Below are 19,576 nucleotides of genomic sequence, written 5' to 3' on the forward strand. Positions count from 1 at the left end.
TTCACGTCATGTCAACTTCTTTTCGCAAGGGTCCGGTTGAGTAGGATCGGCGCGCGACCATGAGTGGAACAGGGCTTCCACCTGCACCATCCGCACCATCAGCCCCTCCATCCCAAGAGGCCCCATGACGACCACTTTCAGACACGCGCGCCGGCCCGGGCCCCCGGGGGCGGCGGCCGGCTGATGGCCCAGGATCAGTTCCGCCCGGTCTACCACCCCGCGGGCCACGACGGTGAACTGCGCACCGCCATGCAGGATTTACGTGCGGGCCGCTGGCTGTCGATGCGGAATCTGCTGGACTCCACCGACGGCTGGGACGGGTGGACCCGGCGGACCCAGGTACTCGGAGCCGTCGCCGCGGGCTCGGACACGGTGAAGGCCTGGCGTGCCGAGGAGCCGGACTCGCTCTCCGCGATCGTCATGCAGTGCCGGGTCGCGGTCGAGCGCGCGCTGCGGGCGCACCGCGACGACCACCGGCGTACGCAGGAGCTGTGGCACGAGGCGTGGGAGGCGTGCCGGGTCGCGGCCGGGCACGGACCCGACGACCCGGTGCCCTGGATATGCCTGCTGGCCCTGGCGCAGCTCGATGTGAAGCAGCGGCTGGAGGAGCACCGGCAGGTTCCGCCCGGCCCGATGCTGTTCCCGGGGCCGTGGGGTCTGCTGGCGGAGGCCCACAAGCGCGACCCGTACAACCGTGAGGCGTACCACCGGATGCTCCAGTTCGTGTACGGGCGCAAGTCCGGCGGTCATCTGTCGGAGGCGGTCAACTTCGCCCAGTGGGCCGCGTCCGCCGCGCCCGCGGGATCGGCGCTGCTGGCGCTGCCGCTGTACGTCCGGGTGGAGCGCTACCGCCGCGACAAGGGCCATGAGCGGGCACTCGACCTGCACTGGGTGACCGGGGAGGCCGGCCGGGAGGCACAGCTCGCGCTGGAGGGCTGGTTCGACCACCTGACCGGGGACGAGGCCTCGCTGCTGGACCTCAACCATCTGGCCCACGCTCTGTGGGGGGCGGGCCGGTTCATCGAGGCGACCCGGGTGTTCGCCGTGCTGGGGCCGTACTACACCCCTCCGCCGTGGCAGTACCGCTCCCGGAGTCCCGGCGATCCTGGGACGGCGGAGGAGGTCTTCCTCCGTGCCCGGGGCCGGTGCTACACCGCCGCGCGGGACGCCGGTTACTGACCGCCCCCGCACGGCTGCCGCCGCCCCCGCCCGAACCCCGGTCCCGGCCGCCGTCACCCCGCCCGAGCCCCCACCCCCCACCACCACCGCGACCCGCAGCACCCGCCCTTCACCCGTCCACCGTTCCCGGGAGGCGTCCTCATGTCCCTGTCCCCACGCAGCCGGCCGGACCCGGAGCCCGGGCCGGAGCCGGTCCTCGACGAGGAGGAGAGACTGCGCGAACTCGGCTATCAACCCGTGCTGGCCCGCCGGATGGGAGGCTTCGGCAACTTCGCCATCAGCTTCTCCGTCATCTCCGTCCTGTCCGGGTGCATGACGCTGTACGGCTTCGGCATGGTCACCGGCGGCCCGGTGGTGATGCTGTGGGGCTGGCTGGGGGTCGGGCTGTTCGTCATGTGCGTCGGGATGGCGCTGGCCGAGGTGACCAGCGCGTATCCGACCTCGGGCGCGCTGTACTACATGGCGGACCGGCTCGGCGGGCGCCGGTGGGGCTGGTACACGGGCTGGCTCAATCTGCTGGGCCTGCTGGGGGCGATCGCCGGGATCGACTACGGAGCGGCCCTGTTCACCGGCGCGTTCCTCCACCTCCGGTGGGGCTTCGAGCCCACGCCCGGCCATACGATGCTCATCTTCGCCGGCATTCTGCTGCTGCACGCGGCCCTGAACCTCTTCGGAGTGAAGCTGGTCGGTGTGCTGAACTCGATCAGTGTGTGGTGGCACCTCGGCGGTGTGGCGCTGATCGTCGGCACGCTCGCCGTCGTCCCGGACAGCCACCAGTCCCCCGAGTTCGTCTTCACCGAGTTCGTGAACGGCACCGGCTGGGAGAACCCCCTGTATGTCGCCGCGATCGGTCTGCTGCTCGCCCAGTACACGTTCTGCGGCTACGACGCCTCCGCGCATCTGTCGGAGGAGACGTCCAACGCGTCCGTCTCCGCCGCCCGTGGCATCGTCCGCGCCATCTGGGTCTCCTGGATCGCCGGATTCGCCCTGCTCGCGGGGCTGACCTTCGCCATCCAGGACTACGCCGGCACCGAGGCGACCCCCACGGGGGTGCCGCCCGCGCAGATCCTCCTCGACGCGCTCGGCACGGGCGGGGCGACGGCCCTGCTGCTGGTGGTCATCGTGGCGCAGCTGTTCTGCGGCAACGCGGAGGTCGCGGCGGCCAGCCGGATGGTCTTCGCGTTCAGCCGCGACAACGCGCTGCCGGGCTCCCCCCTGTGGCGCAGGGTCAGCCGCAGGACGCAGACCCCGGTGCCCGCCGTGTGGCTGTCGGTCGGCTGCGCCGGACTGCTCGCCGTACCGTCGCTGTACTCCACGACCGCGTACGGCGCGGTGACCGCGATCAACGTCATCGGGATCACCCCCGCGTACGCGATCCCCGTCTATCTGAAGCTGCGCGCCGGGGACCGCTTCCGGCCGGGACCGTGGAATCTGGGCCGCTGGAGCAGGCCGATCGGCTGGATCGCGGTGATCTGGGTGGCCGTCGTGACGGTCCTGTTTCTGCTGCCGCAGTCCAGCCCGGTGACCGTGGACACCATGAACTACGCCTCCGTCGCGCTGGTCGCGGTGCTGACGGCGGCGACCGTCTGGTGGTTCGCGGCGCGCCGTTCGTACGGCACGCCCCAGGCGTACGGCTCCGCTCGTGAGCAGGCGGAACTCACCGACCAGATCGTCTGACGGGTGCCCGTCCCCGGTCGCGGGAACGCGTCCGCGGGGCCGTTTCCGGTGGATTGTCAGTGGTGCGCGAGATGCTTGACGGTCCGACACCTCACCGAGGGGGAAGCCGATATGACCGATCTCGAACTCGCGGCGGCGCAGGCGTACGTCCGGCTGCTCAGCGCCACCCGGGCCGTCCTGGACGACGACCGCCGCCCCCTGCTGACACCGCCGCTGCTGACCGCGCCGATCGCGGAGGCGGACCGGGCCCTGGACGCGCTGGGCATGGCGGGCAACGAGGCCGGGTTCTTCCGGCTGGTGGCCAGGCTGCAACCGGTGGTGAGCGAGGAGCACCGGGGGACGTGAGCGTGCGGCGCGAGCCGAGGGGACGGCAGCCGGGATACCCGAGCGGGGAAGCCCGAGCGGGGGCGGGTGCTCTGCGCCTCCCGGCAGCAGGCCGCACCGGGCCCGGTGTCGCCCGCGAGGGACACCGGGACCTCCCGTCGCCGGGAACCCTGTCCCGGTCCCCGCCCGCCTCTCAGCAGATACGGGGCAGTTGCTCCCCGAGGGGAAGGTCGACGATCCGGGTGCCGCCGAGGCCGGTCCGCGCGACGACCATGCCCGGGTGCTCGGCCACGCACTCCCCGATCACCACGGAGCCGACGCCCCGCGGGTGCTCTCGCATCGCCGCGAGGACGGCATCCGCGTCCTCCCGCGCGACAAGAGCCACCAGGCGGCCCTCGTTGGCCACATACAGCGGGTCCAGGCCGAGGAATCCACAGGCGTTGGCGACGGGTTCGGGAACCGGGAGCGCCCGTTCGCGGATCACGATGCCGGTCCCGGACGCCGAGGCGATTTCGTGGAGCGCGGTCCCGAGGCCGCCCCGGGTGGGATCACGCAGGACGTGCACGTCCTCGGTGACGGCCAGCATGGCCGCCACGAGACCGTGGAGCGGCGCGGTGTCGCTGACGACGTCGACCCCGAACTCCAGGCCCTCCCGCACACTCATGATCGCGATCCCGTGCATGCCGATGGGCCCGCTGACGATGACCACATCGCCAGGGCGGGCCCGCTGCGGCCCGATGTCCACGCCGGCCGGGACGAGACCGAGCCCCGAGGTGGTGACGTAGACCCCGTCGCCGTGGCCCGCCTCCACCACCTTGGTGTCGCCCGTCACGATCTGTACGCCGGCGGCGGCCGCCGCGGCTCCCACCGCCCGGGCCACCTCGGCCACGACCTCCAGTTCCACCCCCTCTTCGAGGATGAACGCGCAGGAGAGATGGGCCGGCCGGGCACCGCTCATGGCGAGGTCGTTGACCGTGCCGTTGACGGCCAGGTCGCCGATGCTGCCGCCGGGGAAGAACAGCGGCCGCACCACGTAGGAGTCGGTGGAGAAGGCGACGCGCGCTCCGGCGAGCGGCAGGACGGCGCTGTCGCCGTACGCCTCCAGGGTGTCGTTCCCATAGGCGGGGACGAAGAGGTGGCGGATCAGTTCGGCGGAGAGCGCCCCGCCGCCGCCGTGCCCCATGACGATCCTGGGGTGGTCCCGCAGGGGCGCGGGACACGACCAGGCCGCGGGGTCGGCGGCGGGGGCCGTACGGGTGGTGGTGCCGGTGTCAGACAACGGTGATCGCCTCTCCTGAGGTCGCGGGCCGCCCGCTGTCGCCAGCCTCCAGGCGGCGGTAGAGGTAGTAGGCGGCGCAGGCACCCTCGCTGGAGACCATCGTGGCCCCCAGCGGGGTACGGGGGGTGCATTCGGTGCCGAACACCTCGCACTCGCGGGGCTTGATCAGCCCCTGGAGCACCTCGCCGCTGCGGCAGGCCGCCGGTTCGGCGGTGCGTACACCGGTCACGTCGAAGCGGAGCTCCGCGTCGAAGGCGCGGTACGCGGGTGACAGCCGCCAGCCGCTGTCCGGGATCACGCCGATCCCCCGCCAGGCCCGGTCCGTGACCTCGAAGACCTCGTCGATCATGCGGAGTGCGGCGGGGTTGCCGTCGGCGTGGACGGCGCGCTCGTAGGCGTTCTCCACGCGGTGTTCGCCGCGTTCGAGCTGGAGCACCGTGCGGCGGATGCCTTCGAGGATGTCCAGCGGCTCGAATCCGGTGACGACGATGGGGACGCGGTAGCGCTCGGCGAGGCGGGGGTACTCCGCCGTGCCCATCACGCTGCACACGTGCCCGGCCGCGAGGAAGCCCTGCACCCGGCAGTCGGGCGACTCCATGACCGCCTCCACGGCCGGGGGGACGCGGACGTGCGAGACCAGAAGGCTGAAGTTGCCGACGCCCAGGCGGCGGGCCTCGTGGACGGTCATCGCGTTGGCGGGGGCGGTGGTCTCGAATCCGATGCCGAAGAAGACGACCTGACGGTCCGGATGGCGCCTGGCGAGTTCGAGGGCGTCCATCGGGGAGTACACCACCCGGACGTCACCGCCGGAGCCGCGGACCTGGAAGAGGTCCCGGCCGGTGCCGGGTACCCGGAGCATGTCGCCGAAGGAGCAGAAGATCACCCCGGGGCGGGAGGCGATCTCCAGGGCCCTGTCGATCATCTCCAGCGGTGTGACGCAGACGGGGCAGCCCGGGCCGTGGATGAGTTCGACGGTGTCCGGCAGGAGCTGGTCGATGCCGTGGCGGATGATGGAGTGGGTCTGGCCCCCGCACACCTCCATCAGGGCCCAGGGGCCGGTGACCGCCACAGCGTGGATCTCGTCGAGGAGTCTGCGCGCGAGGGCGGGGTCGTTGAACTCGTCGATGTACTTCATGTCCGCTTCTCCTGGGTGGCACCGGCCTCGTCGGCCGCTCTGCTCCACGGGTCGCCGAACTCCTCCTCCAGCAGGCCGAGTTCTTCGAAGAGCCGCAGGGACGCCAGGGCGGACTCCTCGTCGAGCCGGCGCAGGGCGAAGCCCACGTGGACGATCACATAGTCGCCGGTCCCCGCCTCCGGTACGTACGAGAGGCAGACCTGCTTCACGACGCCGCCGAAGTCGACGTCCCCCATGCGTCTGCCCTCGTACTCCTGGACCCCTACGATTTTTCCGGGCACTGCGAGGCACACGGTGTTCTCCGTTCTTCCGCGGATGGTGCGGGCTCTTCGCCGGCGAGGTGCCGCATCGCCGCGACGGCCAGCTGGCCCAGGGCGAGTCCCCCGTCGCCGGGCGGTACCTCGTGGTGGCGCAGCACGGTGAAGCCGTCGGCCTCCAGCAGTTCCGTGCAGTGGGACTCCAGCAGGTCGTTGGCGAACACCCCGCCGGTCAGGCCGACGGTGTGGGTACCGGTCCGCAGCCGGACGCGGCGGCAGACCTCCGCCACGGCGAGCGCGACCCCGGCGTGGAACCGTGCGGCGATCAGCGGAACCGGGACGCCCCGGCCCAGATCTCGGACGATCGCGGCCAGGACCGGTGCCGGATCCATGGTCGGCACGGCCCGGCCGCCGGGGGCCGGCAGCCGGAAGGAGTACGGTTCCTCCCGGCCGGCCTCGCGGGCGGGCCCGGCCGCCGCCTCCAGCTCCAGCGCTGCCTGGGCCTCGTATCCGGCGCGGTGGCGGATACCGGCAAGCGAGGAGACGGCGTCGAAGAGGCGTCCCATGCTGGACGTGGGGACGCAGGCCAGCCCCCGCTCCAACTGGCGGCCCAGGTTGCGCAGTTCCCCGGGTGAGCACGCCGCGGTGCAGGGCAGGCCGGCGCTCCAGGGCAGGCCGGCGTGGCGCAGATGCGCGAGGGCCATCCGGCAGGGGTTCGCCACCCCGGCGTCGCCGCCGGGAAGGGGGACGTAGGCGAGGTGGGCGGCTCGTTCGAAGCGGTGGTAGTCCGCGAGAAGCACCTCCCCGCCCCAGATCGCCCCGTCCGTGCCGTAGCCGGTGCCGTCGAACGCGACGCCGATGACGGGCCGGGTGCCGTCCAGGCCGTGCTGAGCCATCAGGGAGGCGACGTGTGCGTGGTGGTGCTGGACGAGGTGCACGGGCAGGCCGTCGTCCGAGGCGCGGCGGGCGGCGTGTCTCGTGGAGCGGTAGCCGGGGTGCAGATCGGCCGCGAGGATCTCCGGGGTCACCCCGGTCAGGCGTGCCATCCGCGTCTCGGCACGGTCGGCGGCGCGTTCGGTGGCGAGATCGGCCAGGTCCCCGATGTGGGGGGTGAACCACGCCTCGCGCCCGGCGGCCGCGCACCGGGTGTTCTTCAGATCCCCGCCGAAGGAGAGCACGCGCGGCACCGGGACGGGAAGCGGCAGGGGGTCGGGCGTGTAGCCGCGCGATCTGCGCAGCACCATGGTGGTCCCGTCCCGGCGGACGCGGACGACCGAGTCGTCGCAGCCGACGGCGATCTCCCGGTCGTACCAGAGCCAGGCGTCCGCAATGCCGGCCAGGGTCCCGCGCGCCCGGGCGTCGTCGGTCACGATCGGCTCACCGGAGCGGTTGCCGCTGGTCATGACGAGGATCCGGGGACCGGCGGGGTCCTGGTCGAGGCCGAGGAGGAGATGGTGCAGGGGTGTGTACGGCAGCATCAGCCCGACGTGCGGACTCCCGGGGCAGACACCGGCGGCGAGCGGGCCGCCGGGTTTCGGGGGCAGCAGGACGACGGGGCGCCGGGGGCCGGCGAGCACGGCGCGTTCCGGTTCCCCGAGCCGCGCGATGCCCTCGGCGGTCGCGAGGTCGCGGCACATGACGGCGAAGGGTTTGCCTCCGCGCTCCTTGCGTGAGCGCAGGGTGCGTACGGCGGCGTCGTCCTCGGCGGCACACACCAGGTGGTACCCGCCCAGGCCCTTGACCGCCAGGATCGCTCCGCCGGCCAGCAGCGCGCGGGCCCGGGTCACGGCGTCGTCGCCGTGTGCCGTGGAGTGCCCGCGCCCCACGGGGTGGTTCAGCCGGAGCCGGGGGCCGCAGTCCCGGCAGGCGACCGGCTGGGCGTGGAAGCGCCGGTCCCGGGGATCCTCGTACTCCGTGCGGCAGGCGGGGCACATGGGGAACACGCCCATGGTGGTGGTGTCGCGGTCGTAGGGCAGCCCGGTCGCGATCGTGAATCTCGGGCCGCAGTGGGTGCAGGTGATGAACGGGTGGCGGTGGCGCCGGTCCTGAGGTGCCGTCAGTTCGGCCAGGCACTCCGCGCAGGTGGCCGTGTCCGGCGGCAGGGCGGTACGCTCCGGCCCCTGACCGGTGGCCTGGGACGCCACGATGAGGAATCCGGCGCCGCCCCTCGCGGCCACGGGCTCCCAGGTGAGTTCACCGATGCGGGCGAGCGGAGGCGGATGGTGTGCCAGACGGAAGCAGAAGGCGTCGATGCCCGCCGGGGGGCCTTCCGCCTCGACGACCACCCCGCCCGGGCCGTTGCGGACGAAGCCGGTCAGTCCGAGCTCCTCGGCGGCCCGGTGGACGAAGGGCCGAAACCCCACGCCCTGGACGGTGCCCTGGACGGTGATACGGCGGCGCACCGCTCCCGGGGCCGGGCCGCGCGGGCCGGTGTCCGGCGTCATGCCATGCGGGAGGCGGGAGCCTCGTGGGGGCGGTCCTGATGGGGGTGTTCCAAGGAGTGGGAGTGAGCGTGCACGCTCAGATGCCCGTCGGCCAGCAGCGGCCGGTGCGGTACGGCACCGTCGAGCGCGGCCTGCATCCGGTCGACGAGGGCGTCGACCCCCAGGCCGGTACGGGCGCTGGTGGGGAGCACCTCCACCCCCGGGTTGACCTCGGCGACATGACGGCGGAACGTGTCCTCGTCGAACCCCGCCGCCCCGGTCAGATCCGTCTTGGTCAGCACGACGAGATGGGCCTGCCCGAACGCGGTGGGGTACTTGACCGGCTTGTCCTCGCCCTCGGTCACCGACATCAGGGCGATCCTGAGCGTCTCCCCGAGATCGTAGGAGGCCGGGCAGACGAGGTTGCCCACGTTCTCGATGCAGAGCAGGCGCACACCGTCCGGCAGCCAGTCGTCGACATGCGCGCGTACCTGGGCCGCTTCGAGATGGCACAGACCTCCGGTGAGCACCTGTCTGGCCGGGGCACCCGAACGGGCGAGCCTGCGGGCGTCGTTCTCGGTGGCGAGGTCGGCCGTGAGCGCGGCCACCGGGATGCCACGGCCGACGGCCGTGCGCAGGACGGCCTCCAGCAGTGCCGTCTTTCCGCTGCCCGGGCTCGACATCAGATTGACGGCCACGGTTCCCCGCCGCGACAGATCGGCCCTCAGGTCCGAGGCGAGGGAGTCGTTCTTGGCCAGGACCGCCTGGCGTACATCAACACTGCGGCACATCGGTCGTCCTCTCGGTGCCCGGCTCCCCGGGCTCGGCCGGACATACCGGGCTGTCCGGAAGGCTTACGGCGACGAGCTCCAGCTCCCGGCCGCTGAGGACCCGCTCGGCCGCGCGCCCGCATCGCGGGCACAGCAGAGCGGGCGGCGAACCGACACCGAAGGCGTCCTCGCAGCTCTCGCACCAGGCACGCGCGCGGACTTCCTCGACGATCAGCTCGGCGCCGTCGAGCAGGGTGCCCTCGGTGACGAGTCCGAACGAGAACCTCAGCGCGTCCGGGACGACCCCGGCGAGTTCCCCGATTCGCAGGACCACGGCCTCGACGGCCGTGGCACCGTGGTCCCGGGCCGTCCGCTCCGCCTTCTCCACGGCCGCGGACGCGATCGACAGTTCGTGCACGGGCCCCAGAGTGACAGCCCGGGGCGCGACGGCGGCGACGGCGGACCGGCCCGCCCCGCATTTCCATCCATCGGCCCAACACCGGCGCGTCCAGCAGGTTCCGGGCCCGCCGGACCGCCAGTCTCGGTCCGTCCGGACGCCCCCGCGCCCGTTTAACCCGGGACCCAAGGGAGTCATCATGCGTGTGCTGCTGGTCTCCAGCGCCTTCAACAGCCTCACCCAGCGGATCCAGTGCGAGCTGCGGGAGCGCGGGCACGCGGTCGCCGTGGAGGTGGTCCCCGCGCGGGGCGGTGGAGTGACGGCCGAGGCGGTGGACCGGCACACCCCCGATCTTGTCGTCGCCCCCATGCTCACCAGCGCCATTCCGCACTCCGTGTGGTCCCGCCACACATGTCTGATCGTGCATCCCGGGCCACCCGGCGACCGGGGTCCCGCCTCCCTCGACCGGGCGATCCAGGAGGGCCGGACCCGGTGGGGTGTGACGGTCCTCCAGGCGGTCGAGGAACTGGACGCGGGGCCGGTGTGGGCGTCGTCCTCCTGTGTCCTGCCGGGCACGGGAAAGAGCGACGTCTACCGGGGCGAGATCTCCGACGCCGCCGTGCGCGCGGTGCTGTCGGCCGTCGACCGCTTCGGCTCCGGCGGCTTCGTCCCGCACCCTCCCCGGCACCTGGCCGCGATGCGTCCGCGTCTCGGCCAGGAGGAACGGCGTATCGACTGGACGGCCGACTCGACGGCCCGGGTGGTACGCAGGCTGCGGGCGGCCGACTCCCAGCCGGGCGTGCTCGACACGCTTCTGGGCACGGAGATGTTCCTGTGCGGGGGGCATCCCGAGGACGGGCTGACGGGCCGCCCCGGGGAGGTGCTCGCCACCCGGCAGGGCGCGATCTGCCGGGCGACGACGGACGGAGCGGTGTGGATTCCGGAGCTGCGACCGCGCCGGGCGGCGGGCGGCCCGCCCACCTTCAAGCTGCCGGCCGTCCAGGCCCTGGGCGGGCGGCTGCCGGCGCATGTGCCCGAGGTGCCGGAACCCCTCATGGCGGGGGCCGGGCCGCGTACCTGGACCGACATCCGCTACACGGAGGGCGGCGCCGCGGGTTTCCTGCGGTTCTCCTTCCCCGGTGGTGCCATGACCACCGCGCAGTGCCGGCGGCTGCTGTCGGCCTACCGGTTCGCGCTGACCCGGCCGACCCAGGTGCTGGTGCTCGGCGGGGCCAGGGACTTCTTCTCGAACGGGATCCACCTCGGGGCGATCGAGGCCGCCGGGAGTCCCGCCGTCGAGTCCTGGGAGTGCATCAACGCCATCGACGACCTGGTCGAAGCCGTCCTCACGACGACCGACCGGCTGGTCGTGGCGGCGCTCGCGGGCAACGCAGCGGCCGGAGGCGCGATGCTCGCGCTGGCCGCGGACGAGGTGTGGTGCCGCTCGGGCACGGTGCTCAATCCGCACTACCGGCTGATGGGCCTGTACGGCTCCGAGTACTGGACGTACACCCTGCCGCGGCGGGTGGGAGAGGCGACCGCGCGGCACCTGATGGACGACGCCCAGCCGGTGGGGGCGGCGGCGGCGCTGCGGCTGGGCCTGGTGGACCGGGTGCTGGAGTGCGAGACGGGTGACTTCGCAGCCGAAACCACTCGATCGGCGCAGGCGCTGGCCTCCTCGGCCCGGCTGCGAACGGCGCTGGGCCGCAAGAAGGCCCGGCGGGAGAGCGATGAGCAGACACGGCCGCTGTCCGCGTACCGGGAGGCGGAACTGGAGCGGATGCGGCGGACGTTCTTCGACCCCGGGGCCTCGTACCACGCCCTGAGGTCGGCGTTCGTGCGCAAGCTGCCCCGGCCCGCCGTCTGAGGCCCCCCGGCCGTGTCCGAATGGCGTGGATCGTTTCCACGTGCAAATCTTCTGACACCGCCTCCGCCAGGAAGGAACGCGCCATGAGCACCGAAGCCGAGGCACCCGGCGCCGTCGAAGAGGTGCACATCCTGTGGACCTCCGAGGGCATGAGCTGTGACGGAGACACGGTCTCGGTCACGGCCGCCTCCCTGCCGAGCATCGAGGACGTCGTCCTGGGAGCCATCCCGGGGCTGCCCAGGGTCGTCCTGCACAACAAGGTCCTCGCCTACGAGACGGGCGACGACTTCATGCGCGCCTTCCACCAGGCGGCCCGTGACGAACTCGGCACCTACGTCCTCGTCGTCGAGGGCTCGATCCCCAACGAGCGCATCAACGGCGACGGCTACTGGGCCGCGATGGGCAACGACCCGAACACCGGCGAACCGATCACCTTCAACGAGTGGATCGACCGGCTGGCGCCCAAGGCGTTCGCGGTTATCGCCGTCGGCACCTGTGCCACGTTCGGCGGCATCCACGCCATGGCGGGCAACCCCACCGGCTCCATGGGCCTCGCGGACTATCTCGGCTGGGACTTCCGGTCCGCCGGGGGGATGCCGATCATCAATGTGCCGGGCTGCCCGGTCCAGCCGGACAACTTCATGGAGACGGTCACCTGGCTGCTGTACCAGGCAGCCGGGATGGCGCCGCCGCTGCCGCTCGACGAGCAGCTGCGCCCGACCTGGCTGTTCGGCAAGACCGTCCACGAGGGGTGCGACCGCGCCGCGTACTACGAGCAGGGCGATTTCGCCAAGGACTACAACTCCCCCAAGTGCCAGGTGAAGATCGGCTGCTGGGGGCCCGTGGTCAACTGCAATGTCACCAAACGCGGCTGGATGGACGGAGTGGGCGGCTGCCCCAACGTCGGCGGCATCTGCATCGGCTGCACGATGCCCGGCTTTCCGGACAAGTTCATGCCCTTCATGGACGAGCCGCCGGGCGGCAGCATCTCTTCGGCCGTCCTCGGCTCCACGTACGGACCACTCATCAGGTCCCTCCGGTCGATCACCAACCGCGCGGCGAACCGCGAACCCAAGTGGCGCCACCGGCGGCCGGAGCTGACCTCGGGCTACGCCCCGCGCTGGCCCCGCACCTGAACCCCCCGGCGCCGATCCGGCGAAAGGAATCCTCCCTTGTCGAGCGAGACCGTCCCACCCGAGCAGCGCGACCTGACCGAGGTCGCGTTCGACCCCATCACCCGTATCGTCGGCAACCTCGGCATCTACACGAAGATCGACTTCCAGCGCCGAGAGGTCGTGGAGTGCCGCAGCACCTCGTCCATCTTCCGCGGCTACAGCGTGTTCATGAAGGGCAAGGACCCCCGGGACGCCCACTTCATCACCAGCCGCATCTGCGGGATCTGCGGGGACAACCACGCCACCTGCTCGGTCTACGCCCAGAACATGGCCTACGGGGTGAAGCCCCCGCCGCTCGCCGACTGGATCATCAACCTCGGCGAGGCCGCCGAGTACATGTTCGATCACACCATCTTCCAGGACAACATGGTCTTCGTCGACTACTGCGAACGCATGGTCAAGGAGACCAACCCCGGTGTGTGGGAACGCGCCGAGCGCACTCCCGCCCCGCGCGGGGACCGGCACGGCCTGCGGACCATCGGCGACATCATGCGCTCGTACAACCCCTTCGAGGGAGCCACGTACAAGGAAGCGCTGGTGATGAGCCGGCTCACCCGGGAGATGATCTGTCTGATGGAGGGCAGGCACGTCCACCCCTCCACGCTCTACCCGGGCGGTGTCGGCACCGTCGCCACCCCGCAGGTCTTCACCGACTATCTGGTGCGTCTCACCCGCTGTCTGGACTTCGTGAAGCGGGCCGTCGCCATGAACGACGACGTCTTCGACTTCTTCTACGAGGCCCTGCCCGGTTACGAGGAGGTCGGCCGGCGCCGCACCCTGCTGGGCTGCTGGGGTTCGTTCCAGGACCCCGAGGTGGTCGACTACGACTACCGGACGATGAACACCTGGGGCAACGCCATGTTCGTCACCCCCGGCATCGTCGTGGACAACGAACTGATCACCACCGATCTCGTCGACATCAACCTCGGTATGCGCATCCTGCTCGGCAGCTCGTACTACGAGGACTGGACGAACGAGGAGACCTTCGTCGACAAGGACCCCCTGGGCAACCCCGTCGACAAGCGCCACCCCTGGAACCAGACCACCCTGCCCGCACCGCAGAAGCGGGACCTCGACGGCGGCAACTACAGCTGGGTCATGAGCCCGCGCTGGGTCGACAAGCGCACCGGCGACCATCTGGCGCTCGACACCGGCGGCGGCCCCATCGCCCGGCTGTGGGCCACCGCGCTGGCGGGCAAGGTCCACACCCCGTACGTCCGTTCCACCGGCCACAGCGTCGAGATCGACCTGCCGAAGACCCCCTCCAGCCCCGAGGTCCGGCTGGAGTGGAAGCCGCCCCCCTTCCCCAACACCATCGAACGCAACCGCGCCCGCATGTACTTCGTCGCCTACGCGGCGGGCATGGCCCTGCACTTCGTCGACAAGGCCCTCGCCGAGGTCCGCGCGGGACGCACCAAGGTGTTCCAGGACTTCACCGTTCCCGACGAGGCCATCGGCGCCGGGTTCCACGAGGCCGTACGCGGGGTCCTGTCCCACCATCTCGTCATCCGCGACAAGAAGATCGCCAACTACCACCCGTACCCGCCGACGCCCTGGAACGCCAGCCCCCGCGACATGTACGGGACGCCGGGACCGTACGAGGACGCCGTACAGGGCTGCCCGATCTTCGAGGAGAACGGGCCGGACGACTTCAAGGGCATCGACATCATGCGCACGGTACGCAGCTTCGACCCGTGCCTGCCCTGCGGTGTCCACATGTACCTCGGCGAGGGCCGCACCCTCAACCGGTCCCACTCGCCGACCTTCGGCTCCCTGGCCTGAGGAGGCGGCGATGCCCTGGGACGACGAGGAGGCCCGGCGGGCCGTGCTGAGGTCCGAGGAGATGCTGGCGGGCCTGGAGAACCTCCCCGACAGTACGGCGGCGGCACTGGCCGAAGGCGCCGTGGGCGCCGTGGTGGAGCTGTACGGGCAGTGCCTGGCCCGGGTGGTGGGCCATGCCGCGGACGACACGGGCATGCTGCGCCGGCTGGCCGACGACGATCTGGTCGGCCATCTGCTCCTGGTGCACGACCTGCACCCCGACCCGGTCACGGAACGCGCGGCGGCGGCGCTGGACGCGGCACGCCCCGGACTGGAGCGCGCCGGAATCTCCGGCGCGGAACTCCTGGCCGTCGAGGGAACCGTGGCGCTCGTACGGCTCACCGCGAAGGCGGGATGCGGCTGCTCCTCGTCCGAGTCGCCGGAGACGCTCGTGCACGACGCCCTCACCGGCCGGGCGCCGGAGATCGAACGCGTCGACGTGGAGACCGCCCCCGCCGCGGCGCCCCAGACGGTCATCCCGGTGGACTCGCTCTTCCGGGCGGTCTCCCCCTCCTGTGGGAGAAGCGGATGACCGGCACACCCCGCGGGCGCGCGACGGGCACCCGGGAAGGGATCGTGAACGGCGCTCCCTTCGCCGCCGGCCGACTGCGCGCCCTCGCCGCCGGCCGGCTGCGGAACGCCCCGATGGCCACGGCTCAGGGGCACGTCCCGCGGGGCGGCGAAGGCGACGGCCGCGAGCGCTGCGATCTGTGCTCGGCGCCGGTGGAGGCCGGTCACCGGCATCTGCTGACGGCCGACACGGCCGCGGTCATGTGTGCGTGCCGGGCGTGTTCCCTGCTGTTCGAGCAGACGGACGACGACACGGGCCACCGCTTCCGTCTCGTCCCCGCGGACCGCACCCCCCTGACCGGCCCGGGCCTCCCCGAACCCGTGTGGGCCGGCCTCGCGGTGCCGGTCGATCTCGCCTTCTTCACCACGAGCGGCACGTCCGGCGGGGTGACCGCCGCCTACCCGAGCCCGCTCGGACTCATGCGCTCGGGTGTCACCCCCGACAGCTGGGCCAGGGTCACCGAGTGCCTGCCGGCGCTGCGGACCCTGCGCCCCGACGTGTCGGCGCTGCTGGTCGACCGGGTGCACACCCCGCACCGCTACTGGCTGGTCCCGGTCGACGACTGCTACCGCCTCGCGGCCCTGGTGCGCGCACACTGGAAGGGTCTGAACGGCGGCCCCGAGGTATGGCGGCGGGTCGACGGGTTCTTCGGCGCGCTCGCCACCGACTCCGCACCCGCACCCGCACCCGAGCCCAAGGAGGCGTCATGGGTATCACCGTAGGCAAGCCGGATGTGACCCCCGACAAGCCCGCACACGTCAAGGGAGTCCACCGGGGCAACGACCGGGGGCACGGCAGTCGGCAGCGGGGCCATCGGGGCGACGACACCTCCACCGCCCGCCGGTCGACGGGGATCAACCCCCGCCACCGCGACCCGGTCATGCGCGACATGCCCAACCTCTCCCCCGCATGACCGCCCCCGTCGCGGGGACCGCGCACACGGACGTACCCGAACTGGGCTTCGCCGTCAGCGGTCCCCGCCCGGAGCAGTTCGCCGCCGTCCCCACCCTCCGCTTCGACCTCGACGTCGAGCGGCTCGGCGGCCCGGCCGTGTCCGCGGCCTCACTCACCGTGGACATCCGCATCGATGTGACGCGGCGCGCGTATCCGCCCCGTGCCCATCGCGCCCTGGCCGAGATCTTCGGGGTCCCCGGGGAGTGGGCGCGGTCCATGCGCCCGCTGGCCTGGACGCAGATCACGGTTCAGGTCCCGCGGGTCGAGGCCACCGCGCGCCTTCCGCTGACCGTGGGCTGCGGAATCGACACCGAACTCGCCGTCACCCGGTATCTGCGGGCCGTGGGGGACGAGCCGGTACCTCTCGCCTTCCTCTTCACCGGCACCCTGTTCTACCGCCCGGGACGCGCCGCGGGCCCCCTGCTCACGGCACGTGTCCCCTGGTCGGCGGAGTGCGACGGCACCCTGCCCGCCGGCCTCTGGCAGGACCTCGTCGAGCGCTACTACGGCGACGCCCCGTGGCTGCGGCTGACACGGGAGACCTACGACCGGCTCGACGCCCACCGCGTCCGGCACGTGCTGCCGGGCCCCGAGGCAGCGGTCACCGATCTGATCGACCGATCCGGAGCACCATGACGAACATTCCGGCCTCTGTGGACACCATCGCCCGCACCTGCCTGTACGAGGGCTATGTGCTGTGGCCCTACCGGCCCTCGGCCGTCAAGAACACCAAACGGTGGACCTTCGGCGGTGTCTTCCCGGAAGGCCCCTGCGCGCAGGAGCTGGGCGAGCGCTGCGAGACCTCCACACAGGTCCTGTACGAGCACACCGGCCCCCCGGGAACCGTCACCGTACGGCTCCGGTTCCTTCATGTCGTCGACCGGACCGTCGAGCGCGAGGGCCCCCGGGGCCCGGAGGCCGTCGACGGCCTCGTCGTGGACGGCGAGCGGTACACGGCCTGGCAGGAGGCGGCCGAGCGGGAGGTGCTGCTGCGGGTGACCGTCCCGGGCGACGGCGGCTCGGTACCGGTGCGCGTCCCGGCCGGAAGCGTCCGCGAGGACGTCCTGGACGCCTCCGGCCGCCGGGCCGGCCGTGTCGTGCGCAGCTGGTACGGGCTGACGGGTGTCCTCGGTGTCACCTGCACTCCCGTCGGCCCCGGCGCACACCGGCTGACGGTCACCGCCCGCAACACCACCCCCTGCCCGGTCCCCGACCGGGAGGACCGCAACTCCCGGGAGCGTGCGTCCTCGTACGCCTTCGCCTCGGCCCATCTGATCCTGCACGGCGACGACGGCCGCTTCGTCTCGCCCGTCGACCCGCCGGACCACCTCAGTGAAGCATCCGGCGCGTGCGCCCACGGTGGTGTGTGGCCCGTGCTCGCGGGCGCCGAGGGCCAGGGCCGTACGTCCTCCACCGTGCTGGCCTCTCCCATCACCCTCTACGACTTCCCCGCCGTGGCACCGGAGAGCCCCGGCGACCTGTTCGACGGCACCGAGATCGACCAGCTCCTCGTCCTCGGCGTGTTGAGCATGCCCGAGGAGGAACTCGCCGAGGCCCGGGCCTGCGATCCGCTGGTGCGCGAGACCCTGGACCGCTGCGCCGGGCTGGACCAGGGCGCCCTGAGCGCCCTCCACGGTGGCATCAGGGAGTTCCGCCCGGTGGACGCGGCCGGGGCCCGGCGGACAGGGGAGGACCGGTGAGGCACCCGGACTTCGCGGACGCGGACGGCGGGACGCGCCCGTCCGTCGTCGTGGTGGACGGTGTGCCGCTGCGCCGGGGCAGCCGGGTGCGCCTGAAACCGTCCCGCTCGGCCGACATCCTCGATCTCGCGCTCACCGGCCGGGAGGCGCAGATCGACTCCGTCGAGGAGGACTTCGAGGGACAGATCCATGTGGCGGTCCTGGTCAGCGACGACCCGGGGCGCGACCTGGGCGCCAGCGGGAAGATCGGTCACCGCTTCTTCTTCGCGCCGGACGAGGTGGAGCCCCTGGAGGGGCTCACCGACGGCCGGCGCGCCCGTGTCCTGGTCGCGGGCATCGGCAACATGTTCATGGCCGACGACGGATTCGGACCGGAGCTGATCACGGCACTGCGCGGCCGGCGGCTGCCCGCCGGGGTCGACGTGGTGGACTTCGGCATCCGGGGCATGGACCTCGCCTACCGGCTCCTGGACGGCTACACGGCGTGTGTGCTGGTGGACGCGATGCCGCGCGGTGAGGCACCCGGCACCCTCACGGTCCTGGAACCCGACATCCCGGCCGAGGACACGGCGCCCGCGGGCCACGGGATGGACCCGGTGAAGGTCCTCGCCCTGGCGCGCGGTCTCGCCGAGGGACCGCTTCCCCGGATCCTGCTGCTGGGGTGCGAGCCGCTGGTACGCATGCGCGGGGACGAGACGGATGTGGTGGTGGGACTGAGCGAGCCGGTACGGGAGGCGGTCGTCCGCGCGGTCCCGCTGCTGACGTCCCTCGTCGATGACCTGCTCAACGACCGTGAAGATTCGATCGAGGAAGGCTGACGTTATGAGACACGGCATCTTCATTCCCGCCAGGGTGGTACGGATCGCCGCCGGGATCGTCACGGCCGCCATGGCGGCCGTGATCGTCAAGGAACTCCCCGGGGCGTGGCGCTACTACAAGATGGAGACCATGTGACCGGCCCCGCCGGCGCCCCCGGGGGCCCACACGCGGACTCCGCTGAGTCCCGGGTCTTTGCACGGCACGCGGCCTCGGCCCGCTCCAAGTGCCCAGAGCCAGCCGGACGAAACCCGTGCCATGGTCCTCGCCTCCGATCCCGAGGAGCTCACCCGACGCTGTCGGGCAGCGCCGAGTCGCACGGGGGCGTGCTGATCGGAGGAAGCCGCAACCGTGGCAGACGCCTGAAAGCCACACCCGGCGCCCCTGGGTGAGCCACCCCTGCGCATGGCTCGCCCATCCCGATCAACAGGACAGGGACGCCTGATCCTCAGCCGGGTTGCTCGGCCATCACGACCAGACCCGGCCCGCTGTACTCCTCCGCGGGGAGCCGGAGTTCGGCGACCGGGCGCAGTCCAGCCTGCTCGATCAGGTCCACGAGTTGTTCCGGCCGCCATTTGTGTGTCGTCCAACGAACGGGTACACCTCCGTAGGCCTCGGTGCGCACCGCGTCCTCGTCGCCGACGTGTGTCGCGGTGATGAGGTGTCCGCCTGGCTTCAGGGCGCGCGCGAACAGGGCGAGAACCTGAGGAAGGACGTCACGGGGGAGGTTGAACAGTGACCACCACCCGAGCACGCCGCCGAGGGACGCTTCACCGAGGTTGAGGTCGGTGGCGGAGGCGACGCTGAAGCGGCATTGCGGATGAAGGCGGCGCGCGTTCTCGATCATGCGAGGAGAGAGATCGACCCCGGACACGTCGAGTCCGCGTTCGGCAAGGTAGGCGGTCACCGTTCCGGGTCCGCAGCCGACGTCGAGGACAGGCCCGAGCCCGCTCACGGTGTCGGCGAAGGCGTCGATTGACGCCTTGTGCCATGGATGGGTGCGGATGTCGCCGATTCCCGTCGTCACCACCATGTGGGCGTAGTTGTCGGCCACCCGGTCGTAGGACTCGCGTACCACGTCGAGATCGGCCGGGCGGTCGATACGGTGTGCGCGCATCAGCCAACGATAGGACTGTGTGACGAGTTCGGTACAGCGGATGACGCTGAGCCGTTGATCACGGCGCGGCTGTACTCGCAGGGGCGTGGAGTCGAGTCCTGGTGCGTCCCGGCC

General features: G+C 71.9%; 20 protein-coding genes. 13 read left to right on the plus strand and 7 right to left on the minus strand.

What is annotated here, in order from left to right:
* The first annotated feature begins 183 nt into the window (after positions 1–183).
* The 3 genes from ACFYT4_RS20695 to ACFYT4_RS20705 all read left to right on the plus strand — a co-directional run bounded on the left by ACFYT4_RS20695 (position 184) and on the right by ACFYT4_RS20705 (position 3,201).
* Positions 184–1,179, plus strand: a complete 996-nt coding sequence (locus tag ACFYT4_RS20695; protein ID WP_389270704.1) for a hypothetical protein — start codon at positions 184–186, stop codon at positions 1,177–1,179.
* A gap of 141 nt (positions 1,180–1,320) precedes the next feature.
* Positions 1,321–2,856: an amino acid permease gene (locus ACFYT4_RS20700; protein ID WP_389270707.1), complete on the plus strand. Its 1,536-nt coding sequence runs from the start codon at positions 1,321–1,323 to the stop codon at positions 2,854–2,856.
* A gap of 111 nt (positions 2,857–2,967) precedes the next feature.
* A complete protein-coding gene (locus ACFYT4_RS20705) occupies positions 2,968–3,201 on the plus strand; it encodes a hypothetical protein (RefSeq protein ID WP_389270710.1) in 234 nt (77 codons plus the stop codon).
* A gap of 172 nt (positions 3,202–3,373) precedes the next feature.
* On the opposite strand, the gene hypE is transcribed toward ACFYT4_RS20705, so the two are convergent.
* The 6 genes from hypE to hypA all read right to left on the minus strand — a co-directional run bounded on the left by hypE (position 3,374) and on the right by hypA (position 9,462).
* Positions 3,374–4,363, minus strand: a complete 990-nt coding sequence (hypE, locus tag ACFYT4_RS20710; RefSeq protein ID WP_389270906.1) for a hydrogenase expression/formation protein HypE — start codon at positions 4,361–4,363, stop codon at positions 3,374–3,376.
* An 88-nt stretch (positions 4,364–4,451) separates the two neighbouring features.
* Entirely contained in the window at positions 4,452–5,594 is a 1,143-nt protein-coding gene (hypD, locus tag ACFYT4_RS20715) for a hydrogenase formation protein HypD (protein ID WP_389270713.1), read from the minus strand.
* Entirely contained in the window at positions 5,591–5,887 is a 297-nt protein-coding gene (locus ACFYT4_RS20720; RefSeq protein ID WP_389270716.1) for a HypC/HybG/HupF family hydrogenase formation chaperone, read from the minus strand. Before ACFYT4_RS20720 ends, hypD begins: the two co-directional genes overlap by 4 nt.
* Positions 5,857–8,295, minus strand: coding sequence for a carbamoyltransferase HypF (gene hypF / locus ACFYT4_RS20725; RefSeq protein ID WP_389270719.1), 2,439 nt, complete (start codon positions 8,293–8,295; stop codon positions 5,857–5,859). Before hypF ends, ACFYT4_RS20720 begins: the two co-directional genes overlap by 31 nt.
* Complete coding sequence (gene hypB, locus ACFYT4_RS20730) at positions 8,292–9,065, minus strand: hydrogenase nickel incorporation protein HypB (RefSeq protein WP_389270722.1); 774 nt, start codon at positions 9,063–9,065, stop codon at positions 8,292–8,294. The genes hypF and hypB overlap by 4 nt, the downstream gene beginning before the upstream one ends.
* Positions 9,049–9,462, minus strand: coding sequence for a hydrogenase maturation nickel metallochaperone HypA (gene hypA, locus ACFYT4_RS20735; protein ID WP_389270725.1), 414 nt, complete (start codon positions 9,460–9,462; stop codon positions 9,049–9,051). The genes hypB and hypA overlap by 17 nt, the downstream gene beginning before the upstream one ends.
* Positions 9,463–9,640: 178 nt before the next feature.
* Between hypA and ACFYT4_RS20740 the strand changes: the two genes are divergently transcribed.
* The 10 genes from ACFYT4_RS20740 (at position 9,641) to ACFYT4_RS20785 (ending at position 18,483) form a co-directional block, all read left to right on the plus strand.
* Complete coding sequence (locus tag ACFYT4_RS20740) at positions 9,641–11,308, plus strand: enoyl-CoA hydratase-related protein (RefSeq protein WP_389270728.1); 1,668 nt, start codon at positions 9,641–9,643, stop codon at positions 11,306–11,308.
* A gap of 83 nt (positions 11,309–11,391) precedes the next feature.
* Positions 11,392–12,444, plus strand: a complete 1,053-nt coding sequence (locus ACFYT4_RS20745) for a hydrogenase expression protein HypE (protein ID WP_389270731.1) — start codon at positions 11,392–11,394, stop codon at positions 12,442–12,444.
* Between the two features lie 36 nt (positions 12,445–12,480).
* Positions 12,481–14,265 carry a nickel-dependent hydrogenase large subunit gene (locus ACFYT4_RS20750; RefSeq protein ID WP_389270734.1) on the plus strand — a complete coding sequence of 595 codons (1,785 nt, stop codon included), beginning with the start codon at positions 12,481–12,483 and terminating at the stop codon, positions 14,263–14,265.
* A gap of 10 nt (positions 14,266–14,275) precedes the next feature.
* A complete protein-coding gene (locus tag ACFYT4_RS20755) occupies positions 14,276–14,836 on the plus strand; it encodes a NifU family protein (protein WP_389270737.1) in 561 nt (186 codons plus the stop codon).
* Positions 14,833–15,597, plus strand: a complete 765-nt coding sequence (locus ACFYT4_RS20760) for a DUF5947 family protein (RefSeq protein WP_389270740.1) — start codon at positions 14,833–14,835, stop codon at positions 15,595–15,597. Before ACFYT4_RS20755 ends, ACFYT4_RS20760 begins: the two co-directional genes overlap by 4 nt.
* On the plus strand, positions 15,582–15,788 hold the full coding sequence (locus ACFYT4_RS20765; protein ID WP_389270743.1) for a hypothetical protein: 207 nt from the start codon (positions 15,582–15,584) through the stop codon (positions 15,786–15,788). Before ACFYT4_RS20760 ends, ACFYT4_RS20765 begins: the two co-directional genes overlap by 16 nt.
* A complete protein-coding gene (locus ACFYT4_RS20770; RefSeq protein WP_389270746.1) occupies positions 15,785–16,465 on the plus strand; it encodes a DUF6084 family protein in 681 nt (226 codons plus the stop codon). The genes ACFYT4_RS20765 and ACFYT4_RS20770 overlap by 4 nt, the downstream gene beginning before the upstream one ends.
* A complete protein-coding gene (locus tag ACFYT4_RS20775) occupies positions 16,462–17,529 on the plus strand; it encodes a hypothetical protein (RefSeq protein WP_389270749.1) in 1,068 nt (355 codons plus the stop codon). The genes ACFYT4_RS20770 and ACFYT4_RS20775 overlap by 4 nt, the downstream gene beginning before the upstream one ends.
* Positions 17,526–18,347: a hydrogenase maturation protease gene (locus tag ACFYT4_RS20780; protein ID WP_389270752.1), complete on the plus strand. Its 822-nt coding sequence runs from the start codon at positions 17,526–17,528 to the stop codon at positions 18,345–18,347. Before ACFYT4_RS20775 ends, ACFYT4_RS20780 begins: the two co-directional genes overlap by 4 nt.
* 4 nt (positions 18,348–18,351) lie before the next feature.
* Complete coding sequence (locus ACFYT4_RS20785) at positions 18,352–18,483, plus strand: hypothetical protein (RefSeq protein ID WP_389270755.1); 132 nt, start codon at positions 18,352–18,354, stop codon at positions 18,481–18,483.
* 310 nt (positions 18,484–18,793) lie between these two features.
* Here the strand turns inward: ACFYT4_RS20785 and ACFYT4_RS20790 are convergent, their stop codons facing one another.
* Complete coding sequence (locus ACFYT4_RS20790; protein WP_389270758.1) at positions 18,794–19,462, minus strand: class I SAM-dependent methyltransferase; 669 nt, start codon at positions 19,460–19,462, stop codon at positions 18,794–18,796.
* Positions 19,463–19,576: the final 114 nt, after the last annotated feature.

Origin of the sequence: Streptomyces sp. NPDC004609 (assembly GCF_042873655.1) — a bacterium.
Classification (GTDB): domain Bacteria; phylum Actinomycetota; class Actinomycetes; order Streptomycetales; family Streptomycetaceae; genus Streptomyces.